The sequence below is a fragment of the Wolbachia endosymbiont of Protocalliphora sialia genome (genome assembly GCF_053891855.1).
Genome location: NZ_JAIUJX010000002.1, coordinates 53,848 through 74,951 on the forward strand (window position 1 = coordinate 53,848; position 21,104 = coordinate 74,951).

14 protein-coding genes are annotated in these 21,104 nt (G+C 34.2%); 10 read left to right on the top strand and 4 right to left on the bottom strand.

Going from position 1 to position 21,104, the window contains the following annotated elements; all coding sequences use genetic code 11:
- Window positions 1-3 precede the first annotated feature (3 nt).
- The 3 genes from fabF to thyX all read left to right on the top strand — a co-directional run bounded on the left by fabF (window position 4) and on the right by thyX (window position 3,622).
- Window positions 4-1,275, top strand: coding sequence for a beta-ketoacyl-ACP synthase II (fabF, locus tag LB100_RS01225; RefSeq protein WP_456201084.1), 1,272 nt, complete (start codon window positions 4-6; stop codon window positions 1,273-1,275).
- Window positions 1,276-1,503: 228 nt separating this feature from the next.
- On the top strand, window positions 1,504-2,790 hold the full coding sequence (gene murA, locus LB100_RS01230; RefSeq protein ID WP_456201086.1) for a UDP-N-acetylglucosamine 1-carboxyvinyltransferase: 1,287 nt from the start codon (window positions 1,504-1,506) through the stop codon (window positions 2,788-2,790).
- The gene (thyX, locus tag LB100_RS01235; RefSeq protein ID WP_456201088.1) at window positions 2,783-3,622 is read left to right on the top strand and encodes an FAD-dependent thymidylate synthase; all 840 of its coding nucleotides are present in this window, start codon (window positions 2,783-2,785) and stop codon (window positions 3,620-3,622) included. The genes murA and thyX overlap by 8 nt, the downstream gene beginning before the upstream one ends.
- Before the next feature lie 24 nt (window positions 3,623-3,646).
- Here the strand turns inward: thyX and LB100_RS01240 are convergent, their stop codons facing one another.
- The 4 genes from LB100_RS01240 to LB100_RS01255 form a co-directional block, all read right to left on the bottom strand.
- Entirely contained in the window at window positions 3,647-4,816 is a 1,170-nt protein-coding gene (locus LB100_RS01240) for a hypothetical protein (RefSeq protein WP_456201089.1), read from the bottom strand.
- 334 nt (window positions 4,817-5,150) lie between these two features.
- Window positions 5,151-8,486 (bottom strand): ankyrin repeat domain-containing protein, encoded by a 3,336-nt coding sequence (locus tag LB100_RS01245; RefSeq protein WP_456201090.1) that lies wholly within the window; start codon window positions 8,484-8,486, stop codon window positions 5,151-5,153.
- 9 nt (window positions 8,487-8,495) lie between these two features.
- Window positions 8,496-9,464 carry a hypothetical protein gene (locus tag LB100_RS01250; RefSeq protein WP_456201091.1) on the bottom strand — a complete coding sequence of 323 codons (969 nt, stop codon included), beginning with the start codon at window positions 9,462-9,464 and terminating at the stop codon, window positions 8,496-8,498.
- A gap of 144 nt (window positions 9,465-9,608) precedes the next feature.
- A complete protein-coding gene (locus LB100_RS01255) occupies window positions 9,609-11,120 on the bottom strand; it encodes an ankyrin repeat domain-containing protein (RefSeq protein WP_456201092.1) in 1,512 nt (503 codons plus the stop codon).
- Window positions 11,121-11,221: 101 nt separating this feature from the next.
- On the opposite strand from LB100_RS01255, the gene priA reads away from it, so the two are divergent.
- From priA to htpG, 7 genes are all read left to right on the top strand, one after another.
- The gene (priA, locus tag LB100_RS01260; RefSeq protein ID WP_456201093.1) at window positions 11,222-13,186 is read left to right on the top strand and encodes a replication restart helicase PriA; all 1,965 of its coding nucleotides are present in this window, start codon (window positions 11,222-11,224) and stop codon (window positions 13,184-13,186) included.
- 113 nt (window positions 13,187-13,299) lie between these two features.
- Window positions 13,300-14,103 carry an ankyrin repeat domain-containing protein gene (locus tag LB100_RS01265; RefSeq protein WP_456201095.1) on the top strand — a complete coding sequence of 268 codons (804 nt, stop codon included), beginning with the start codon at window positions 13,300-13,302 and terminating at the stop codon, window positions 14,101-14,103.
- A 558-nt stretch (window positions 14,104-14,661) separates the two neighbouring features.
- Window positions 14,662-16,056 (top strand): ankyrin repeat domain-containing protein, encoded by a 1,395-nt coding sequence (locus LB100_RS01270; RefSeq protein WP_456201096.1) that lies wholly within the window; start codon window positions 14,662-14,664, stop codon window positions 16,054-16,056.
- A 139-nt stretch (window positions 16,057-16,195) separates the two neighbouring features.
- Window positions 16,196-16,783: a recombination mediator RecR gene (gene recR, locus LB100_RS01275; protein ID WP_264720250.1), complete on the top strand. Its 588-nt coding sequence runs from the start codon at window positions 16,196-16,198 to the stop codon at window positions 16,781-16,783.
- A 118-nt stretch (window positions 16,784-16,901) separates the two neighbouring features.
- Complete coding sequence (locus LB100_RS01280) at window positions 16,902-17,756, top strand: hypothetical protein (RefSeq protein WP_456201098.1); 855 nt, start codon at window positions 16,902-16,904, stop codon at window positions 17,754-17,756.
- Window positions 17,757-17,807: 51 nt separating this feature from the next.
- Window positions 17,808-19,010 carry a P-loop NTPase fold protein gene (locus LB100_RS01285; protein ID WP_456201099.1) on the top strand — a complete coding sequence of 401 codons (1,203 nt, stop codon included), beginning with the start codon at window positions 17,808-17,810 and terminating at the stop codon, window positions 19,008-19,010.
- A gap of 158 nt (window positions 19,011-19,168) precedes the next feature.
- Window positions 19,169-21,073: a molecular chaperone HtpG gene (gene htpG, locus LB100_RS01290; RefSeq protein ID WP_456201101.1), complete on the top strand. Its 1,905-nt coding sequence runs from the start codon at window positions 19,169-19,171 to the stop codon at window positions 21,071-21,073.
- Window positions 21,074-21,104 lie beyond the last annotated feature (31 nt).

Genomic DNA, 21,104 nt, shown 5'->3' on the forward strand with positions numbered 1-21,104 from the left:
TGAATGAGCAAAAGAGTAGTAGTTACCGGTGTTGGCTTAATTACTCCACTAGCAGCAGATGTTAATAACACCTGGTTAAAGCTGAAAGAAGGTAAATCTGGCATCAAAGCAATCAATACAGATAGGTTCGACTCTTCTGATCTTGCTTGTCAGGTTGCAGGGCAGGTGCCTGTGCAATCCGATAACGTTGAGCATTATTTTAATCCACCAGATTATATTTCTGAAAAAGACCTAAAAAGAACAGATCGTTTTATTCACTACGGAATTGCAGCAGCTGTTCAGGCAGTAGAAGATTCACTAATTTTGGAAAATAAAAATATTAATAAAGAGCGAATAGGTGTAGCTATTGGTTCCGGTATAGGTGGTCTTCCGTCAATTCAGGAAAATGTAATTACCATGCAGGAGAAGGGGCCTAGACGTGTTAGCCCATTTTTTGTTCCTGCAAGTCTAATAAATTTGATATCTGGTCATATTTCTATTAAATACGAATTTATAGGTCCAAATGACTCAGCGGTAACTGCATGTGCAACAGGTGCGCATGCGATTATAAACTCAGCAAGAGCTATAAAACTCGGTGAAGCTGACATTATGATTGCAGGCGGAGCAGAAAGTGCGTTATGCAGAGTTGGAATTGCAGGTTTTGCATCGATGAAGGCGCTATCAACTAAATTCAATGATAAGCCTGAAGAGGCTTCAAGGCCATGGGATGAAGAGCGTGATGGGTTTGTCATGGGTGAAGGGGCAGGTATATTAGTGCTGGAAGAATATGAATATGCAAAAAAAAGGGGAGCAAAAATATATGCAGAACTTACTGGATATGGACTCACAGGAGATGCGCACCACATCACAGCACCTCATCCAGAAGGAAGAGGTGCACTTAAGGCAATGGAGCTTGCTTTAAAGAGTGCACAAGTAAGCCCAAGTCAAATTGGGTATATCAATGCACATGGAACTTCAACAACACTTGGGGATAAAGTTGAAGTAATAGCAATGAAGCAGTTATTCGGTGACTATGCCTATAAAATACCTGTTTCCTCGACTAAATCTTCTATAGGACATTTACTTGGTGCCGCAGGAAGTGTTGAAGCAATATTTAGTATCCTTGCATTAAACAATGGAATTGTTCCACCAACTTTAAACCTACACAAACCTTCAGAAGGGTGTGATTTAAATTTTGTACCACTTAAAGCTCAAGAGCATAAAATTCAATATGCGCTTTCTAATTCATTTGGTTTTGGTGGTACCAACGCGTCTCTCATCTTTGGAAAGGTGTAGTTAATTATGCTATTTTGAATCGACTACGAAAATGTTATTCAAGTAGCTGAAACTGGAATCCAGTTAAATTGGTCAGCATAAAAGTAATGTTGAAATATAACATTTTGATGATGATGAAGAAATGGATCCCAGTGTCAGCTACTTGAATGACAGAAGAAGAAAAAGCAAAATTTTGCCTTTTACCGCTAACCTATTATACTTACTTGATAAGTTCTATCGCTTGATTAAATGCATAAAATATTAGTAAGAAGTAACCATAAGCCCTTGATTGGAAAAATCAAGATTAATGGTTCAAAGAATGCCGTCTTGCCAATAATGGCGGCAAGCTTGTTTAGTAATTCTTCAATAACTTTGCATAACGTACCTGATTTAATTGACGTGCATTTGATGTCTGAGCTGCTTAAGAGTCTTGGTGCAGAAGTAAATTTTATATGCAATAAAGACTATAAAGCAAATCATACTTTGGAAATTGACTGTAGCAATATCAATAACCATTTAATATCACATGAAATTGCAAGCAGACTGCGAGCATCTTTTTTAATGCTAGGTCCAATGCTCAGCAGATTTGGTAGAGTTTCAACAGTATTTCCTGGTGGATGTAATATTGGAAAACGTCCTGTTGACATTCATATCAAGGCACTTGAAGCAATGGGAGCTAAAATTGAAATTGATAGCTGTAATATAACTGCAACAACAAAGGGAAAATTGCAAGGCAAAGAAATAACATTTGAAAAAGTAAGTGTTGGCGCAACAGAAAACATAATCATGGCAGCAACACTTGCAGAAGGAGTAACAACAATAAACAATGCCGCAACGGAGCCGGAAGTTCTTGATTTAATAGAGTTTCTGAAGAGTATGGGTGCCAATATTGAAGTTAATAACACAAAAATCACAATAGAAGGTGTTGAAGCATTGAATGGGTGTGAGCATAAAATAATACTAGATCGCATAGAGGCCGGTACTTATGCTTTGGCTGCTGTCATTACCGGCGGCGAGCTAAAGTTAGAAGGAGTAAGTTTGTCTGATATAGAATGTATTGCAAATGAATTGAAGACTATAGGAGCCAGAGTTGAGTTACATGATGATGGTATTATTATTTCTAGAAAAAATGGCTCTATTAAATCTGCTCACGTTGCAACAAATCCATATCCCAACTTTCCCAGTGATATGCAACCACAACTAATGTCTGCTATGTCAATTGCAGGTGGAATATCAATCATTGAAGAGAACGTTTTTGAAAGTAGATTTGCACATGCAAATGAGCTAAGAAAATTAGGTGCTAATATTAGCATCGAAAAAAGTAAAGCTACTATAAGTGGAACAAAGAGCCTATCTGGAGCTAATCTGCATGCTAATGACTTAAGGTCAACAGCAGCTTTAATTCTCGCTTCTTTGGTAGCTAAAGGAGAAACTACAATAAATAACTCACATCATTTATGGAGAGGCTATGAAGCGATGGACGAAAAACTCAATTCGTGTGGAGCCGATATTTCCTTGAGGACATGTTATGAATAAGCGAACTACAGTAAAAGAGATAGATGAAATTCTATACGAAGAACATAAGGTGTTAGATCATGGATTTGTTCGAGTGATTGATTATATGGGCTCTGATAGCGCCATAGTTCAAGCTGCTCGTGTTTCTTATGGAAAAGGAACAAAACAGATAAATCAAGATGAAGCGCTTATAAAGTATTTGATGAGGCATCATCATACAACTCCATTTGAAATGTGTGAAATTAAGTTTCACGTGAAACTTCCAATTTTTATTGCAAGACAGTGGATAAGACACAGAACTGCAAATGTGAATGAATATTCTGGAAGGTATTCGATACTTGATAATGAATTTTATATACCAGAACCAAAACAGGTTGCAAAACAATCTGATAATAATAAACAAGGCAGCGGTGAAGCTTTTGATTCAAATACTTCCAAAGAAATAATAGATTCTCTAATAAATGATTCTAATTTAGTATATTCTCATTATGAGAAATTTATTGAGCAGGGCCTTGCAAGAGAAATTGCCCGAACTAATCTAACACTTAATTACTATACTCAGTTTTATTGGAAAATAGATTTACACAACCTTCTTCACTTTTTAAGGCTTAGAGCTGATCAGCACGCCCAATATGAAATTAGAGTCTATGCAGAAGTTATGTTGGACATAGTGAAGAAATGGGTTCCGCTGGCCTATAATGCTTTTGTTGAATACTCGCTAAAATCAGCCTGCATTTCAAAAACTGGTCTTGAAATAATTCGCAAGCTAATAAAAGGAGAAAATGTTACGAGAGAAGAAAGTGGCATTGGTAAAAGAGAATGGGATGAGCTAATGTCTATACTTGGTAAATAGCCAAAAAGATCAAGTTATGTTTTTTCACAGACTTGCAGGTGTGAGCAACAATTTATTCATGCCTTTATCAACTGATATATCAATTATTTTTGAATTTGTTCTTTCCGTTGTTTCATAAAGCTTTTCAGCTTTCTTTAACATCAGTGTTGCATTTCTAAGCGTAATAAAAATTTCGCAATAATCTGGAGAATTTTCAACATACATATTATATGAATAATGGTTTACAGCAAGTTCTATTGCCCTACAAACTTCCTCTAATGTAAAATTAGCAATTCCTGTATCAGGACAAAAGCCAATCGCTCCTTTACTAGGATCAAAAAATATGTATTTATCATTCTCTGCTTTATACACCAACATAGAATGTCCACCATCCTTGGAATCCGCTTTATCACCAGCAAGATAAAAAGAATTAAATTCTAAGTAGCATCCTATTTCCACATCATTTAAGACACGTTTGATTTGTTCTTGGTTAGTATCGATCCATACTTTTGTTGAAGATAAACCATCAAACCATTGCTCATATATTTCCTCATCAAAATAAAATGGAGCTCCTTCTCGCCTTTTAATACTCTGAACATCAATAATAGGTAAGAATTGCGATAAAAACTGCATCATTAATAACTTTTTCGTTTGTTCTTTTCTTCCATCAATATAGTTCATAAAATCTTGTTCAGATATAATATTACCAGACTCGCAAAATTCAACAAAATCTTGCCTATTCTCTAATTTTAGAAAAGTAATAAAGTAACTTAATGAGTGACATAACCCTTCTTTGGGATCAAAATTTAAAACTTCTTTAAATCTATCTCTTAATTGTACAATTTTAGATATACTATCTGACATGCAATTATTCAAATCAAATTGAATGCCTTGCTCACTTTCAAATAATTTATTATACTGCCTTTCAGCTGATAAATCTGGTGCTTTATATACATATCTATCATTTTCTCTATGTATACCTTCTATATCTTTAATTATACCTTGTTCTACATTTTTACTGATAGCAGTTTTATGCTTTCCTCTGTTGGCAAATTTATTTAAAAACTCCGCAATTTCCTGCTTTGAAAGTATTTCTTCAACTTGTCCATCTTCTCTATCTTCAGTTTTTAAAAACACTCTAACTCTAGGATATTTTTTATCAGTATAGACTTTTAATACAATAGATTGAGCAATGCGATTAACATATTCTGGCATATTATTATTAAGATATTAATTATATATCTTAATAATAATATAACCTACACCACTTATCAATTAATAAATTAGTATTATTTATTACATAAAAAAGTAAGTTGCATAGTAGATTCCAGTGCTTGACACTGGAATCCAGGAATTTTGATTTTAAATTAGGTATTGGTCTTAAATTAAAATAAACGTTTGTGATGAGATTATATGAACACTGGATCCCAGTGTCGGGGCACTGGGATGACAGGAGAAGGAAATGCCGGAATGGCAGGAGAAAGAAACACTGGGATGACAATGGAAGATCTAATTCCTTATATCAATTAATTCTCATCCACCTTTTATGTTACATAAACTCATCACTTTTATAGAACATCTCATTAAAATCATTCAAAATTCCAAAATCTTGATTTTTAATAAATAGATGATCATCTGCAATATAGGACTCAGCAAGAGTAAATGATTCATCATGATGCTGTGATGCTGGCCTAACAATTTCATTGTACAAAACCATTACTTGCTCATAATTGTATCCACTACCATCATGATATTTACCACGTATAGTGTCATAAAAATTTCTTACATCATCATACGTAACTTGCAGTTCTACCTTATATTTCCCTATTTCAACAGCCTCACCCACTTTGATTTTTAAAGGATGTTGTTTCACATTATCTATAACAATTGTTTCCTCTGGCTTCTCTTCGTCTCCTCTTATCGATCTTTTACTCCTTTCTTCACTCGCAGGTTGATCTGCTGGCATTTGGTCTATATCGTTAGATTCTTCTTCTTGCATAGTAATTTTTTTGAGATAGCTAAGCATATCCTTTCCAGCTTTTTCCCAAGTTGCAGCTTCTTTTGAAAGCTCACGATAATAAGAATCATTACCGCCTTTGCTATCTATTACATCTCTTTCTATACCTTTCCCTTCTGCCCATAACTCAGCATGTTCAATAAGTGTCCTGCCATCTTTGCCCACAACATCAACGTCAGCTTTGTTTTTTATTAGATATTCTATTGTATCTAACTTTCCATGCCTCACTGCATGAACTAAAGGTGTCCAACCATCATTATCCTGCACATTAACATTCGCACCTTTTTCAACTAAATGTTTTATTATTTCCTTATTTCCAAGATCAACAGCAAGGTGCAAAGGCGTTAAGCCGTAGCTATCCTGAATATCAATATCCGCATTATGCTCTATGAGATATTTAACTACTTCCATATTTTTCATGTGCATAGCAAAATGTAGTGGAGATTTACCAGAGCTAATATCACGGGTATCAACATCTATAGCACGATCTATTAAGTATTTAGCAATTTCCGTATGTTTTAGCTCAATTGCATAGTGCAGCAGTGTTTGAGCTGACGTGTTCTTGATACCAAGATCTGCGCCATGCTCAACTAAACTCTTAACTATTTCCGCATGCCCTAGCTTAATAGCAGCAAGCAATGGAAAAGTATAAAAACCCTTACTGTTAGGATCTGCGTTATGATCTAATAGATACTTCACTATTTCTGTATTACCTGAATAAATAGCACTGTATAATGGCGTTTCGGAATAAGCATCTTGAATATTAGGATTTGCACCACGATCTATTAGATATTTAACTATTTCTGTATTGCCAGATTCAATAGCATAGTGTAAAGGTGTTTTGGAATAAGCATATTTAGCAGTTTGACGATAAGGATTGTCCTGGATATTAAGATTTGCACCATTATCAATGAGATATTTTGCTACTTCCGTATTTCCTGACCGAATAGAGTAATGTAGTGGCGTTTGTCCGTTATGGTCTCTTGTATCAATATATGAATTGTGTTTCAGTAGCGTTGCTACTTTGCTTAAATCTCCCAATGAAGCAGCAGAATGTAAACTCGTCGCACCTGTTACCTTATTTATCTCGTTTACTTTTCCTATAGTGTTTTCTACATTATTGTCATCAATATTCACCTTTAAGAAAGGCTGTTTATTATACTTCATAACTTTTATTGTAGCAGCTTTTCCTTGTTCGTCTTCACTCGCTTTTTTAGCAGGTTGCATAGAATCTTCTCTACTGACACTTTCTATCTTGGTTTTATCACCACTTACATTATGTACTGGGCTATAACCATATAGACCCTTGCCTGCACTTTGTTGGCTTGTTGAACTTTCAACACTGTTAGATTCAACAACATTATATTCCATATGTTGTTCACCACTCAGCTCAGCTTTGACCCACTGTTTAAATTCCTGAGTATAACCTTTTAGCTCAGTCAAAAAATCCTCAACTAATTTCTTACCTTCATCCCTATCATGATATCTCTTATAAGTAGAGAGGCTCTTTAGTAAATTATCAATTAAGTCCGGGTGTTTATGTTCAAGAAACTTTACTACTTGCTCTGCTTCTGAATAGTAGTGATTTCCTTGATAATCATTACGTAATATCTCATCTAGTTTAAGATTCTTATTTTTTATTGCAATTAAAGCTTCTTTATCTCCGTGATCATTAATGTGCTTGCCATTTTCTAAACCAGCAACATAGTTAGCAATAGCTTCGTGCATTGCTTTTGGCAAGATATAGCTTAGACCAAGATTTGCAAAGTGCATTGCATGCCCTATCTCGTGCTTTAACGTATGTTGATTTAAATTCCCTTTACTATCTAGGTAGACATAAACGTCAGCAGCATTTCCCTTATTTAGATCGATCATTCTTGTGTAGCCATTAACACCGTCGCCAGCATCGAATCCAACTTTTTTCAAGTACTCTTTAAACTCATTTTGAGTGTTGAATACATAAGCATTGATCCTTATATCATGGTCAGAGGTATTAAAAGCACCCTTAAAGTCTCGTACAGCATCTTTAATGCTTTTTTCTATTGTATCTAGCTTATTGGCAGCTAAGTCATACTTGATATTTATATTAGTGTTATCAAGGGACACAGTTTTGCTAAGTGAAAGGTTTGACATTACACTATCCATGTAATTTACTATTTCCACTTGCCCTTGCTGTTTAGCATAAGTAAGAGGTGTACCATCGCATGCTCTTTTAATATAAAGATCAGCACCATTATCTATCAGACATTTCACCATATCTAAATTTCCACGTGTAATAGCTAGGTGTATCGGAGTGTAGTTATGAGTAAGATTTATATCTGCACCGTTTTTTATTAAATAATCTACTACTTCTGTATGACCTTTATTGACTTCTACATTTGCAGTAAGATGAAGAGGAGTATCATTCCATTCATCTAAAACATCAAGCCTAGCACCTTTTTCTACTAAAAATTTCACTGCAGCTAAATTTCCACCTTCAGCAGCTTTATGCAGAAAGGTTCTGCCGATATTGTCTTGTCGGTTTATATCTGCACCTTTGTCTATCAAATATTCTGCTAATTCCATACGTCCACGTGAAATAGCCATGCCAAGAGGATTATTATATTTACCCAGGTTAACATCGGCATTACCTATTTCGACTAGAAATTTTATCATTTTCTCATCATTGTTGATAACAGCATAAAAAAGTGGAGTGAGCTCATGTTTATCTTGCACGTCCACTCTAACGCCTTTATCTATTAACAGTTTGACCTCATCGAAACGCCCACTAAAAACAGCTTTATGTAGAGCAGTATAGCCTGTAGAGTCTTTAGCATCTAAGTCTAAATTTTTTGATTTATCATATTCAGAATTTGTTTTAAATTTCATACTCACCTCTTAAAAATTTTCACTATAAATAAGTCTTGAGAAAAATGCGTTAACTGTAGATTCAGCCTTTACCTTGTTTTTACACAACTGCTTAGATAGTTGATCATCGCGAAAAAGCAGATTCTTAGTATCGAGATATTTAGCATAGTTGCCAGCAAGTATTGAGTAGAAACCGCTTTCAAGTTCAAGATAAGAGCTGCTATTGAGAACAAAAAATAAATCGCTCTGGTCAAGCAGTATGTCATAACCAGAGCTCGTGCAATGTAAGTATTCATTGCCTTCATACTCTGCTATGTAGTACTTACTTGCATCAAGATCACCATCAAGCTGCAAAATTGCCGCTGAACGTCCATTCCCAATACTATGGCCTTTTATTACTTTAAGTACTTTAATCTCATCATTTTCTATGAGTTCCCTTAACTTTTCATTCTTTTTATTTAATTCTTCCTCTGCTTTTCTTCTGTCTTCTTCTAATTTTGTTTCTTTTTCAACAAGCTCATTTTGTATTTGCAAAAACATATCTTGAACGGTTAAGCCATTTAGAAAGTAATCCAATACACTTGACACAAGTGGCTGCAATTCACCATTATCTTCAAAGCTCTTTTCCTGCTTTTTGTCATATTGAGTGGGGTTATAGGTTGCATACAGAGGATAAAAACCATAATTTGTCTCACCAGGTGATAACTCTATTGAAAATCCGCTCTGATCAAGTGGAAGTTTAGTAGCTAAATATCTACCATTATTATCTCTGACATACAGCTCATTTATACCATAGTGCCCACTATATTTGTTGTAATAAATATAAAAATTCTCAGGATTAAGATTAAAGTAATCATCTAAATTGTTAGGTTTACCGAGCTTTTCACATAGAAAACTCTTGCTCTTATCTGTAAGTTTGATGCGTGTAGAGAAGTAACACCGATCTATTCGGTCACCTTTTTCTATTTCAAAGTCTAGGACTATTTTATCGCTAAACATACAGAATTTCCTCACATTTCTAATATTTATGATTATAAATTGTGTACTATGAAAAATGTGTTAATTCTGCTTAGATTACAACCTGCGATTTCAGCGTATAACGCTGAAACCTAGAAAAAGTATGTTTTATTTGAATGAGATGAGTTATGCAACTTTCATAGTAGCTTCGCTATGAAAATTGTTTACTGTTATGTCTATAAGATACCCTACTACGCCACCTAATGCTGCACTCGCAATTCCTAATAACACAGCAGTTGCAATTATTCCAATAGCAGTAATTTCAGGTATAATTCCTATTGCAACTAATGTAGCTCCTACAGTACCAAACAATAATGCTAAGCCCATTGTCCATTCTCTCGAAGAAATTCCTGAAAATTGTTTTTGTGGAGAATGATGATTCTTATTATCTGTTATAGGTGGCTGAGCACTTTGCACTTCTGGTCCTAAAGTTGGTTGGAAATGATTATTAGTGTGTTGTACGGGTGAACCTGTTTTATTTTTATACTGAGCAAATAATTCTATAAATTCCTTGTTTTTCTCTTGTTGAACAATTTCTAATGCACTTGGCCACTTTCCTACTACTAGCGTTTGTTCAGCTCCTGCTTGTAATAAAAGGTTAGCGATGTTAACAGAATTAGGTTTGTTGAATTGACATATATCTTGCAAAATAGTTGCACACCCATCTATCGATATCAGATTAGGATTAACTCTATATTCAGAAAGTAGCTTGCTTACAAGCTCAACCTTGCCTATCCTACAAGACTCTAAAAATACTTTATTCTTTTCCTCGGTAGAAGCTCTGTCTAAAAGCATTGTTGTCACTTCTGCACTATATTCCCCTTTAGCAAGGTCATAAAGAATTGTACCATAATTAAGAAACCTCTCACCATTACTAATTTTAGCCTTGTGCTCTAAAAGCAGTTTTACAGCTTGAACATGGTTACCACTAGCAGCTTGATATAATGGACTGCATGACAATTTATCCAGCTTATTCACATCTGCTCCATATTTTAAAAGAACTTGTATCAAGTCCATACGACCGTACTTTGAAGCCACGTGAAGAGGGGTAGTACCTATTTGATCGCCAATATTAACATCTACAAATTCTTTCTGTGGGAGCATCGAATTTATGGCTACACCTGTTCCTGTATCATTATTTGATGATAAAAATTTCTCAAGAAGTACTTCCCAACCACTGTTAGGCTTATCACAAGCATTTTGCACAATATAATGTAATGGTGCTTTGTCCTTAATACCAACATTACCAGGTTGAATCTTTATATTAGGATTTGTAATTTTTGGTAATAATAACTCCGCTTCTTTTAAAAATCTACCTGCAAGAACAGTGAATAAATTAATTTCTATATAATTTAAGTGTGATCCAAAAATGCCTCCCATACACTCATCAACCCAATCATCATTAGGCTGTTGGCTAATGAATTCTTCAGTTATCTCGCCTATTGATATTTTATATGCTACTAATATTTCTTTAAACTTTTCTGTTGCTGTCTTTTGCTCTTCTTGGCTTTTATCTGACCATTTGTCGGGATGCCATTTCAATGCAAGCTCGCGATATGCCTTCTTAATCTCTTCTGTGCTTGCACTCTCTGACAATCCTAATACTTTGAATGCCTCTTTACGTGTTTCTGGAATCATACTCACTCCCCCAATCAAATTAATTTAGTATAACATTATACCAGTTTAACCCACAAAAATCAAAACTAATATTTTCAAAACGGTGCTAAACTTAAGGTACTATGAAGAAAGCAGTTGACGTATTACTACCGCTTCCAATTGATCAGTTATTTTCATATGCAGTTGAGGAAGATACTGAAGTTTCAATTGGAGATTACGTAGTGGTGCCGTTTGGCAGAAAGCGTTTGATTGGAATAGTTTGGAGAGAAAGTAGCAAAAGCGATCGAGAATTAAAATTTATTGAGCAAAAGATCGATTTGCCGAGCATCAGACCAAAACTGATCGAATTTGCAGAGTGGGTTGCGCAATATAATGTAATACCTATTGGTATGCTTGCCAAAGTGATAATGGGAGGAGTATTAAAGGTAAATCAAATAGATAAGTTAGTTTGCACTAAGCAAAAGCAAGAAATAAGTGAAATAGATTACCAATTAAGCCCTGAGCAGCAAGCAGCTCGCGATAAGATAATAAGTAATTTGAATGAGTATTCAGTGACTTTGCTTGACGGTGAAACCGGGTCTGGAAAAACGGAAGTTTATCTCTCTGTGATTGCAAGGTTAATTGAAATCGTAAACGATGCACAAGTCCTGATCCTTCTGCCAGAAATTGTCCTAACTTCACAATTAGTAAATCGTGTTCACAGTCAGATATCTGGAAATATAGCTGAGTGGCATTCAGGACTTACTCCCAAAGCTCGCCGAAATAATTGGCTCAGTATCGCAAATGGAAGTGCGCAGATAATTATTGGGGCAAGGTCATCACTTTTTTTACCTTATAAAAACCTAAAATTAATCATCGTCGATGAAGAGCATGACTCATCCTTTAAACAGGAACAAGGAATTATATATAATGCTCGAGATATGGCCATTATCTTAGCCAAGCTCGAAAATATTCCGATTATTTTATCATCCGCTACTCCGCTGCTTGAAACAATTTATCATGTTAAAAAAGGGAATTACAACCATGTAAAGCTAACCGAACGATTCGGTGGTGCAGAGTTGCCGCACATAAAAGTAGTGAATAATAAACAATGGATTTCAAATGAGCTTTTCGAAGGGATAAAACAAACCATAGAGAAAAAACAGCAAGTTATGCTCTTTCTAAACCGCAGGGGGTATGCGCAACTTGCAGTTTGTAAAAAATGTGGATATAAAATTTCCTGCTCAAATTGCACTGTATGGCTTACGTACCACAAGAAAAAGAACGTCCTTTTGTGTCACCATTGTTCTTACCAATCAAAACTTCCAGAAAAATGCTCGAATTGTCAAAGTGAGCAGTCATTATCCCTTTGTGGTATAGGAATTGAGAGGTTACTTGAAGAGATAGTAAAACTATTACCAAATGCAAAAACTGCGATTATTAGCAGCGACCAGAAGTCGCTTGGTAGCGTAATTGACTCAGTGCTCAAGGAAGAAGTGAATATTATAATCGGTACACAAGTGATTGCTAAAGGGCATAATTTCCCTAAATTAACTTTGGTTGGAGTGATAAATGCAGATTTAGGACTTGAAAATTCTGACCTCAGGGCAGCAGAAAAGACGTATCAATTATTGCATCAAGTTGCGGGTAGATCTGGGAGGTTCAACGAAAAAGGAACGGTAATAGTGCAAACTAATAATCCTGAAAGTTTGATAATAAAAGCATTGCAGCAGCAAAAAAGGGATTTGTTTTATGAAATTGAACTTGAGTCAAGAAGCAAAGCTAAAATGCCCCCATTTAGTAGACTAATAGCGCTTATAGTTTGTGGTAAGGATCAATTTGCAACGCAGAAAGCAGCAAATGAGATAACAAACTTTTTGCATAATCAATTTTCAACTACCTCTCAGCACTTGACATTGAAAGAATTTGAAATTTTTGGCCCATCACCAGCAGCAATAAATTTCTTAAATAATAAATATCGGTATAGAGTGTTACTCAAAATACACAATAAATACAGTCTGTCTATAAAGAAAAAGCTGAAACATTGCTGTAACTTGAGTTCAAACATTGCAATAACAATAGATGTTGACCCTGTGAGTTTCTTTTGAATTTATTTGACATTTGTAGGAATTGCTAATAAGTTCTATTAAATTTTTAATTAAAAATTTGACTTTTATTAGAATTTATTATATTATTGATATAATTAGAATAAGGAGATGGTATGAATGATTTAATGACGATTATTTGTAATCGACACGAGAGTCTTGAAAAAAAAATTAAAGAGTTACAAGAATATCTTAATGATAATAACGAAATTGTGATTAACAAGGAGTTATTCATACTGGCTCTTTTAAATATAGTCCCTATAAATGGAGATCTTATCAATAAGGAAGGAGGACAGATAGTATACCCTATCTTGCACCATTGTATTAAACACCGTAGTGCAATATCTGAGGAAAAAAAGGAGTTATCGTTTCAAGGAGTGATGGATATCTTAAATGAAGCAGTGCATAGCCATATTAGTCTTGAGAGTTTCTACAAATTGATAAATTTTCAAGATCAAAGTAGTCGAAATACGTTACTACATCAAGCTGTTATAAGTAATAACACTGACGCAATAAAAGCCCTTTTAAAATATGGTGCGAATCCTTTGTTAAAGAATGAAGAAGACAAAATTCCATTAGATTTAGCTCATGGAGATACAAAAAAAGTACTCATCGAATGTATGAAAGACCAAGCTCAATTGAAAAAAGAAAGTGCTAGATGTAATAGTTTGATTGGCATTATACCTGGCGTTTTTCTTGGCATTGGACTCGGTGTTGGTGGTGCTTTAGTCCCTTCAATGACTATTATATTATGCGCACTCGCAGTATCTGCTCTTGTTGCTGGAATAGCAGTTGGAGTGGCTATATATTTCCTAAGTCAAGACTATAAACAGGCTAAATCAATAGAAGAAGCTGTTAATCCTCAACTCTCTTCTGTCGAGCATGAAAAGACTGCAGATAATAAAGCAGTACTAGGATAACTGTGAGTTTTTTAACATTAGATTTCTTGCATAACTGGAATTCGAAAGTTCCAGCGCATTTTTCTTATTGGATTCCAGTGTCAAGCACTGGGATGACATCTTATTATGCAAGAAATCTATTCATTTAAAACTTATTTGAGAAAACGTAGCTATAAAAACCGCAGGTACCAGTTGGTTTTTATTAGCTAAATTAAAGGTCAAGTATCTGGAATTCTGAACATAAGATCCCCCTGTATAAAAAAGATTAGAAAAAATGCAGTGAACATACGACAGATATGCTCTGAAGAGGATACGCTACATTTTTTAATGAGTTTAATAAAAAAGTCTGCAGACGGAGATAGATTTTTGAGCTCAATAAATATCTCTAACTGTAATTGTAATCAGATTTAAAATATGCGGAAGTAATTTTTTAGCTATAAAATCTTCTAAAAAATTAACACAGAAGTTAGTTTCATAAGTATTTTTATCAAAAACTATTTTAAAAAAATTTAAATAGAGTTGAAAAATTTTAAAGATGAGATACCCTACCTGAAATGCAACTTCTGTAAAAAAAGAAATATGAAAGGTGAAATAAAAGCTGCAGCAAATTTTCAATCAGAAGACTTTGTATCTAAAAATAAGGATTTTGATTGTTTAGCTAACCCTATAAGTGCTTCGAATGAAAAGCTAGAGAATAGTGTTAAAGCTAAAGATAAAAAGAATGAGGCGCCTTTTTCCAGTAGAAGAGGCAGCTCGCATGTTTTAGAACTTTTTTCTAATGAAAATGTTGAGATTCACATTCAAGATAAAACGCCTTGTGCTGCTCGGAGTGAATCAGGTATAGCTGGAATATTTAGAGGTATAACTGGGTTGTTTAAAGGTAGGAATAGTATGAACGTAACCCTTTATCAATCTAAAGTGCAACGTAGCTCTGCAATTGATTATAGTACTACAGAAAGTATAGGGTCACGGCTACTAAATATCTGTAAAGGAGAAGAAGATATCTCTTTTGATCAAGAGATTAACTCCCTATATAAAGATGGTTGTTTGTATGATGCCTTATTGTTGCAAGATGAGAAAAATCAGGACACACCTTTACATGCGGCTATTAAAAAAAATCGTGCTGATTTTGTAAAAAAGCTTTTGTGTATCCTTAAGAAGCCATACCGTGCGAATGAGTTTTACAAGCACAAATATTTTGAACATAAGCAAGAGAATGAAAAGCCGCTTTTCAAAGTTATTAATACTAAGAACGAAAGCGGAAAAGACGTAATTACTCTGGCTATTGAAGGTAATAATTCAGAATGCATTTCAGCTCTTTTTAACTACTTAATTCGTGAAAATATTAACAGAAGAAAAGATGCTGAAAATGAGTACACACCTCTACACGAAGCTGTGCTTCTTAACAAAAATGAAGCAATCAAAGAGCTTCTGAAATCAAGAGATATAGATACTGAACTCATAGATAAGGAATCTTACAAAGCATATAATTATGCTAATAACAAAGAGGCAATAGAATTGTTTATTAAGTACTATAGCAGTAAAATTAGTGAGTTACGTATAAAATTAGAAGATAATAATAAAAAATTAGCGCGAATTAAGTGCGTCCTAAGCAAAACAAAACTTACTTGTGTATGCTTAGCAGCCTTTGGCTCTTGTTTTAGAATGTATAGAAATTCCCATGACATAATAAATGAAGAAGTGAGTGAAGATATGTTATATTATTCTCTTGCATTGCTTGCCAACACTACAGGTCTAATATTATTTTTTAATTATTTGATCGATACAATACTTTCCAAGTATGAAGAAAAAAATTCTAGTTTGAATAAAGAATCAGACAATTATGTAGAAGAAAGAAACATGTTGAAAAATAAATTGCGTCACTTTCAAAAAAGAGGTGCTGGAGTAACTACGCAAATGTATGAGATAATTTCAGTTATACCTGAGTCAGACTTAAGTTACAGTAGATTGTGATTACATTACTTTTTTCAAGACAATTTCTGAGAAAAGTGGAAAAATTTTTCTATAGCTAATCAAGATAAAGACTTACTACTTTCTTTACGAAAGGTTTGATGTTATCATTTTTGAACTATCTTGAATTTACTGAATGAACATTAATATAAAGAGTTTAGTTCATGCTTTTTCTAAATTGCCAAGTTTAGGTCCATCATCATCAAGAAGGCTAGTTATACATTTGCTCCAGAACAAAGAGAGGGTCATGCTACCACTTGCATCTTTGATTAGAGAATTAGCGGATCTTATAATAGAGTGTAAGATTTGTGGAAACCTAGATACTAAATCGCCATGTTCCATTTGTATTAACCCAAAGCGTGACACCAAGTTAATGTGTGTAGTAGAAGAATTGGGCGATTTATGGGCATTTGAAAAAGGAAATATATATTCAGGTATGTATCATGTTTTAGGTGGCAGATTATCAGCAATAAATGGCATCGGTCCAAAAGAACTCAATCTTGATAATATTCCTAAAAGAGTTATAGAATCTAAAGTTGAAGAGGTCATTATTGCAATCAATTCGACATTGGAGGGCCAAGTTACTGCACAATATATAATTGAATTGCTAAAAAACTTAAATGTGAAAATATCGCGCCTTGCTTGTGGCATACCGATAGGTGGAGAAATTGACTACTTAGATGAAGGAACGCTAAGAATAGCACTTACTTCAAGACAGGATATTAAATAATATTCCATTTCTTCTGAGCAACATACTTTAAAAATACTGTGACATGCTTCAGCCTAGAAACTTGCTTACTAATTGAAAATATTATACATTTAAATATAGTGTTTTAAAATGAGGGGTTATGTTAACTTTTGTACTAGATGGAGTACGTTATACTTATAATTGGTTAATCAAAAAATCAAGATCAACTACTCTTGATTTCATCGCATTATTTAACAAAAAATACGCAGATAGTAAACGAATTGGATATATAATAGAAGATCATCTGGGGATTGCACTTAAAAAAGATCTGATGAAGATTGAGCTTAAAACTGAGCAGATAGAACAATTGGAAAAAGAGCTGAAGATTGAGCCTAAAGTAGATTTTCTAAAAATGTTTGAAGTATTTCAACAAAAACAAGAACAAGAGCGTAGATCTATTGAAAATCTGGAAAATGTGATTCGAGTAAGACTTGATGATCAAATTAGGTCGGGGGTGTCGAGGTTTAGTTATTCTTATAGTGGCAAAGATCCTGTTTGTTATGCATTCAGTCAGGCACGTAAAATAAATGGAATAACAAAAGGTAATACGGACTTAGTTCTTCTTTTGTGGCTCATGTATGTTCATGTACCTATAGATGAACATGGAAAACTATTAGAGGATCTTGTAAAGAACCACTCCGGTAATAGAGCTGAGATGATAGAAAAATTATATTCACTTCAAGAAGAAGGTAAATTATCAATAACCAGTCGTAAGAGCCTAGATTGGATAATTAAAATATCCCCACTTATAGAGCAGTATATTTCAAATGAGAAATTTTCTGTTATGGAAATGGTAAGTTCTGGCAATATACATGGTTTAGAAAAAAGGTTAACAGAGGATATGGAAAGAAGGGTAAAAGAATTAACTGGCATAGATATTGTACATAGTCCTGAAAGCAGCTTGAAGAACCTTTCCATTTCTGCAGTAATAGAAAATTATGGGTTATTTAAGTAAATAGACTCTTAACTTATAAAATACTATAGTAAAATATAGTGTAAGAGTCTTATGTGCTTTAAAAAATTTATATCATTAGTAAGGTTCAGAAAAAAAGAAGACGAGCAATTACCTAAGGTAATAACTTGGGAGAATGATTGCTTAAACTATAAACAAGCTGCAAGTAGATTTAGTACTGTAATTAAGACAATCGATCAGTCTTTTTCAATTGTCTCCTTAGAAGGATATGATAAGTGGGGTAAAACATTTTTTTTGAAAGAATGGGTAAAGGATCTAGGGCAGCAAAATGAAATTGCAGCTTATTACAGCGCATGGGATATTAGTGCGCTAGATCAACCATTGCCTTCTTTTTTGCATTTCCTGTTTGAGGATCTATTCGCATCATACAAAGTAAAAAGGAGTGTTATACAGCAGTTCAAAAACATAAACCAAGAACTATTTTCTCTCAATACATTAGGAAAGCTAATCAGTAAATCTCCACTTGCTATGCTTTCAGTATTTCTCGATGCTGCAAAAGAGGCTGATAAGAAAGACATTGGTTTTGTCTTGGGTGAGTTAAATCTTCTCCAAAGGAGAAAAGAGAACATTAGAGATTTTAAAATACAACTAGCAGATGTGGTTAATAAAATCAGGAAAGACAAAAACATTTATATAATGGTGGATGATCTTGATATATGCCGCCCTAAATTCATTGTTGATTTTTTAGAATCCATAAAGTATATGCTCGATGTGGAAGGACTGGTTTTCATTATCTCTGTTAGTCAAGATAAAAGTAACGTGCAAAGAGCAATCAGCACAATACTTGGACCAAATTTTAGCCTAAAATCTTTTACTGATCTCTCTTTGCATTTGCCAAAACAGCCAACAGAGCAGTTTATAAGAAAACTGTTTGAAAGTTCTGAATTACCGAAAAAATCAAAGAGTTTAATAATAGATAGCTTTATATTTTACGCAGAAAGCTTCTCATTATCATTAAAAGCAATACAGTACTGCGTAAAGAAAATAAAGCTATGTTATGTGAAAGTTGATCCAAATTTATTTACATTTTTAGTAATACTACAGTCAGTAAACACTGATTTGTATGAGGAATTATATTCATCACCTCAGAAAGCACTGGAGAAGATTAAGAGCGCTTTGATTCTAAACAGTTCGAAAGAATGGGAAAAGCTTAAAACTTCTCTTGAAACTACTTTTAAAGAAAAAGAATCAAAGAATCATAAATCTTTGAAGCAAATAAGAGATATTATATTCTAGCACTTTCTTTTTAATTTGCATGACACAATGATTATACTTATTCCAGTTTAGCATTGGAACCATAAGCTGGCTCACATAAATTTTAGCATACATGACCTTGAAAGATCGCGGTGCAATACTTAAATTATTAGAATAGTAGGCTAATAATGGAGCTCAAAATGCACAATGTACAAGAAACTGAAAATTTAAAATTTGATGCTGAAGTAGGGAAAGTACTGAATATAGTAATCCACTCACTCTATACTAATAAGGATATTTTCTTGCGTGAGTTAATATCAAACGCATCAGATGCATGTGATAAATTGCGCTATGAATCACAATTAAATCCTAATTTATTAGATTCAAGTGATGAATTAAAGATTACTATTAGCTCCAATAAAGATAAGAATGAGCTGTATATAACCGATAATGGAATTGGAATGAACAGACAGGATTTAATAGATAATCTTGGCACGATTGCAAGTTCTGGTACGCAAAAATTCTTGGATGCAATTAAGAATAATAAAGATTCGAGCCAAGCTGTAGAGCTGATTGGAAAGTTTGGTGTTGGTTTTTATTCAAGCTTCATGGTTGCTTCAGAAGTTATAGTAGAATCAAGGAAAGCCGGAGAAGAAGAGTCTTGGGTGTGGAAATCTAAAGGAGATGGAGAGTATTCAATCAGCAAATTAGATGGTCAAATCTCTCGTGGCACAAAAATTACGCTCATCATGCGTCCTGAAGAAAGCGAATTTTTAGACAAATTCCGTATTGAAAACATCGTTACTACTTACTCTGACCACATAAATTTTCCCGTTGAGTTTGTAAATGAAGAAGGAAAAAGTGAAAAATTAAATAGCAAAGCTGCAATTTGGACTAAGCCAAAAAATGACGTTACTCCAGAAGAGCACAACGACTTCTTCCGTAGTGTTGCACATGTGGGCGGTGAGCCTTGGATGATATTTCATAATAAAAATGAAGGTGCAATAGAGTATACGAACTTGCTTTATGTTCCTTCTATCAAGCCTTTTGATTTATTTCATCCAGATAGACGCTGCTCTGTAAAATTGTATGTAAATAAAGTGTTTATCACTGAAGATAATGTGCAGATTATACCGCAGTACTTGCGTTTTTTGAAAGGTGTGGTTGATTCACCGGATTTGCCTCTCAATATCAGCAGAGAAACACTGCAAAATAATCGTGTAGTTGAGCAGATTAGGAAATCTTTAACTAAGCGCATAATATCAGAGCTCGGCAAAAAAGCAAAAGAGAATTTAGAGGAATATACAAAATTCTGGGGCAATTTTGGTGCGGTGTTAAAAGAAGGTCTTTGTGAAGCTATGCCAACTGATGAAAGAGAAGCATTGCTTTCCATTTGCAGATTTCATAGCACCAGTGATGGTAAGCTAGTTAGCATTGATGATTATATAAGCAGAATGAAGCCTGAACAGGAACATATCTACTATCTCACAGGTAATAGTCTCGATTCAGTGAAAAACAGTCCACAACTTGAAGGATTTGTCAGTAAGGGATTGGAGGTGCTTCTATTTGTTGATCCAGTTGATGATTTCTGGACTAGCGTAATTCATGAATATAAAGATCAAAAATTTAAGTCTGTGACCCGCGCTGATGTTGATTTAGAAAAATTCTCTTCAGAAGAAGGTAAGAAAGATGAAGAAAATAAATCAGATGAAAACAAAAGCGAAGAAAACGCGGATTCTATACTCGAATACTTCACCAAGGTTCTTGGAAGCTTAGTAAAAAGTGTAAAGATCTCTAAGAAATTAACCGATAGTCCTGTGTGTCTAGCAGTTGATGAAGGAACTATGGATCTCCGTATGGAGCGTTTTTTACGTGAACAGAAGCAGCTAAATTACCGCACGCCAAAAGTACTTGAAATTAACATTAAGCATCCTTTGATAAGAAACATAATGGAATCTTACGCTGAAAATGGTGAAAATCCAACACTTGGAGATATGATTTACTTATTGTTCTATCAAGCTTGTATAGTGGAAGGTGAAGAGATGGAAGACGTAAGTCTGTTTGCTAAAAGACTCAATAATCTGCTTGGCAAAATTTCTGTTTAATGCTATAATTAACTTAGCTAATAGTCAGGGG

Excerpts from the sequence above, each read along its gene's own strand:
- LB100_RS01270 (WP_456201096.1), top strand. The coding sequence starts at position 14,662 with ATGAAAGGTGAAATAAAAGCTGCAGCAAATTTTCAATCAGAAGACTTT.
- priA (WP_456201093.1), top strand. The coding sequence starts at position 11,222 with ATGAAGAAAGCAGTTGACGTATTACTACCGCTTCCAATTGATCAGTTA.
- htpG (WP_456201101.1), top strand. The coding sequence starts at position 19,169 with ATGCACAATGTACAAGAAACTGAAAATTTAAAATTTGATGCTGAAGTA.
- LB100_RS01240 (WP_456201089.1), bottom strand. The coding sequence starts at position 4,816 with ATGCCAGAATATGTTAATCGCATTGCTCAATCTATTGTATTAAAAGTC.
- LB100_RS01285 (WP_456201099.1), top strand. The coding sequence starts at position 17,808 with ATGTGCTTTAAAAAATTTATATCATTAGTAAGGTTCAGAAAAAAAGAA.
- murA (WP_456201086.1), top strand. The coding sequence starts at position 1,504 with ATGCATAAAATATTAGTAAGAAGTAACCATAAGCCCTTGATTGGAAAA.
- LB100_RS01255 (WP_456201092.1), bottom strand. The coding sequence starts at position 11,120 with ATGATTCCAGAAACACGTAAAGAGGCATTCAAAGTATTAGGATTGTCA.
- LB100_RS01245 (WP_456201090.1), bottom strand. The coding sequence starts at position 8,486 with ATGAAATTTAAAACAAATTCTGAATATGATAAATCAAAAAATTTAGAC.
- LB100_RS01280 (WP_456201098.1), top strand. The coding sequence starts at position 16,902 with ATGTTAACTTTTGTACTAGATGGAGTACGTTATACTTATAATTGGTTA.
- LB100_RS01250 (WP_456201091.1), bottom strand. The coding sequence starts at position 9,464 with ATGTTTAGCGATAAAATAGTCCTAGACTTTGAAATAGAAAAAGGTGAC.
- fabF (WP_456201084.1), top strand. The coding sequence starts at position 4 with ATGAGCAAAAGAGTAGTAGTTACCGGTGTTGGCTTAATTACTCCACTA.
- thyX (WP_456201088.1), top strand. The coding sequence starts at position 2,783 with ATGAATAAGCGAACTACAGTAAAAGAGATAGATGAAATTCTATACGAA.
- LB100_RS01265 (WP_456201095.1), top strand. The coding sequence starts at position 13,300 with ATGAATGATTTAATGACGATTATTTGTAATCGACACGAGAGTCTTGAA.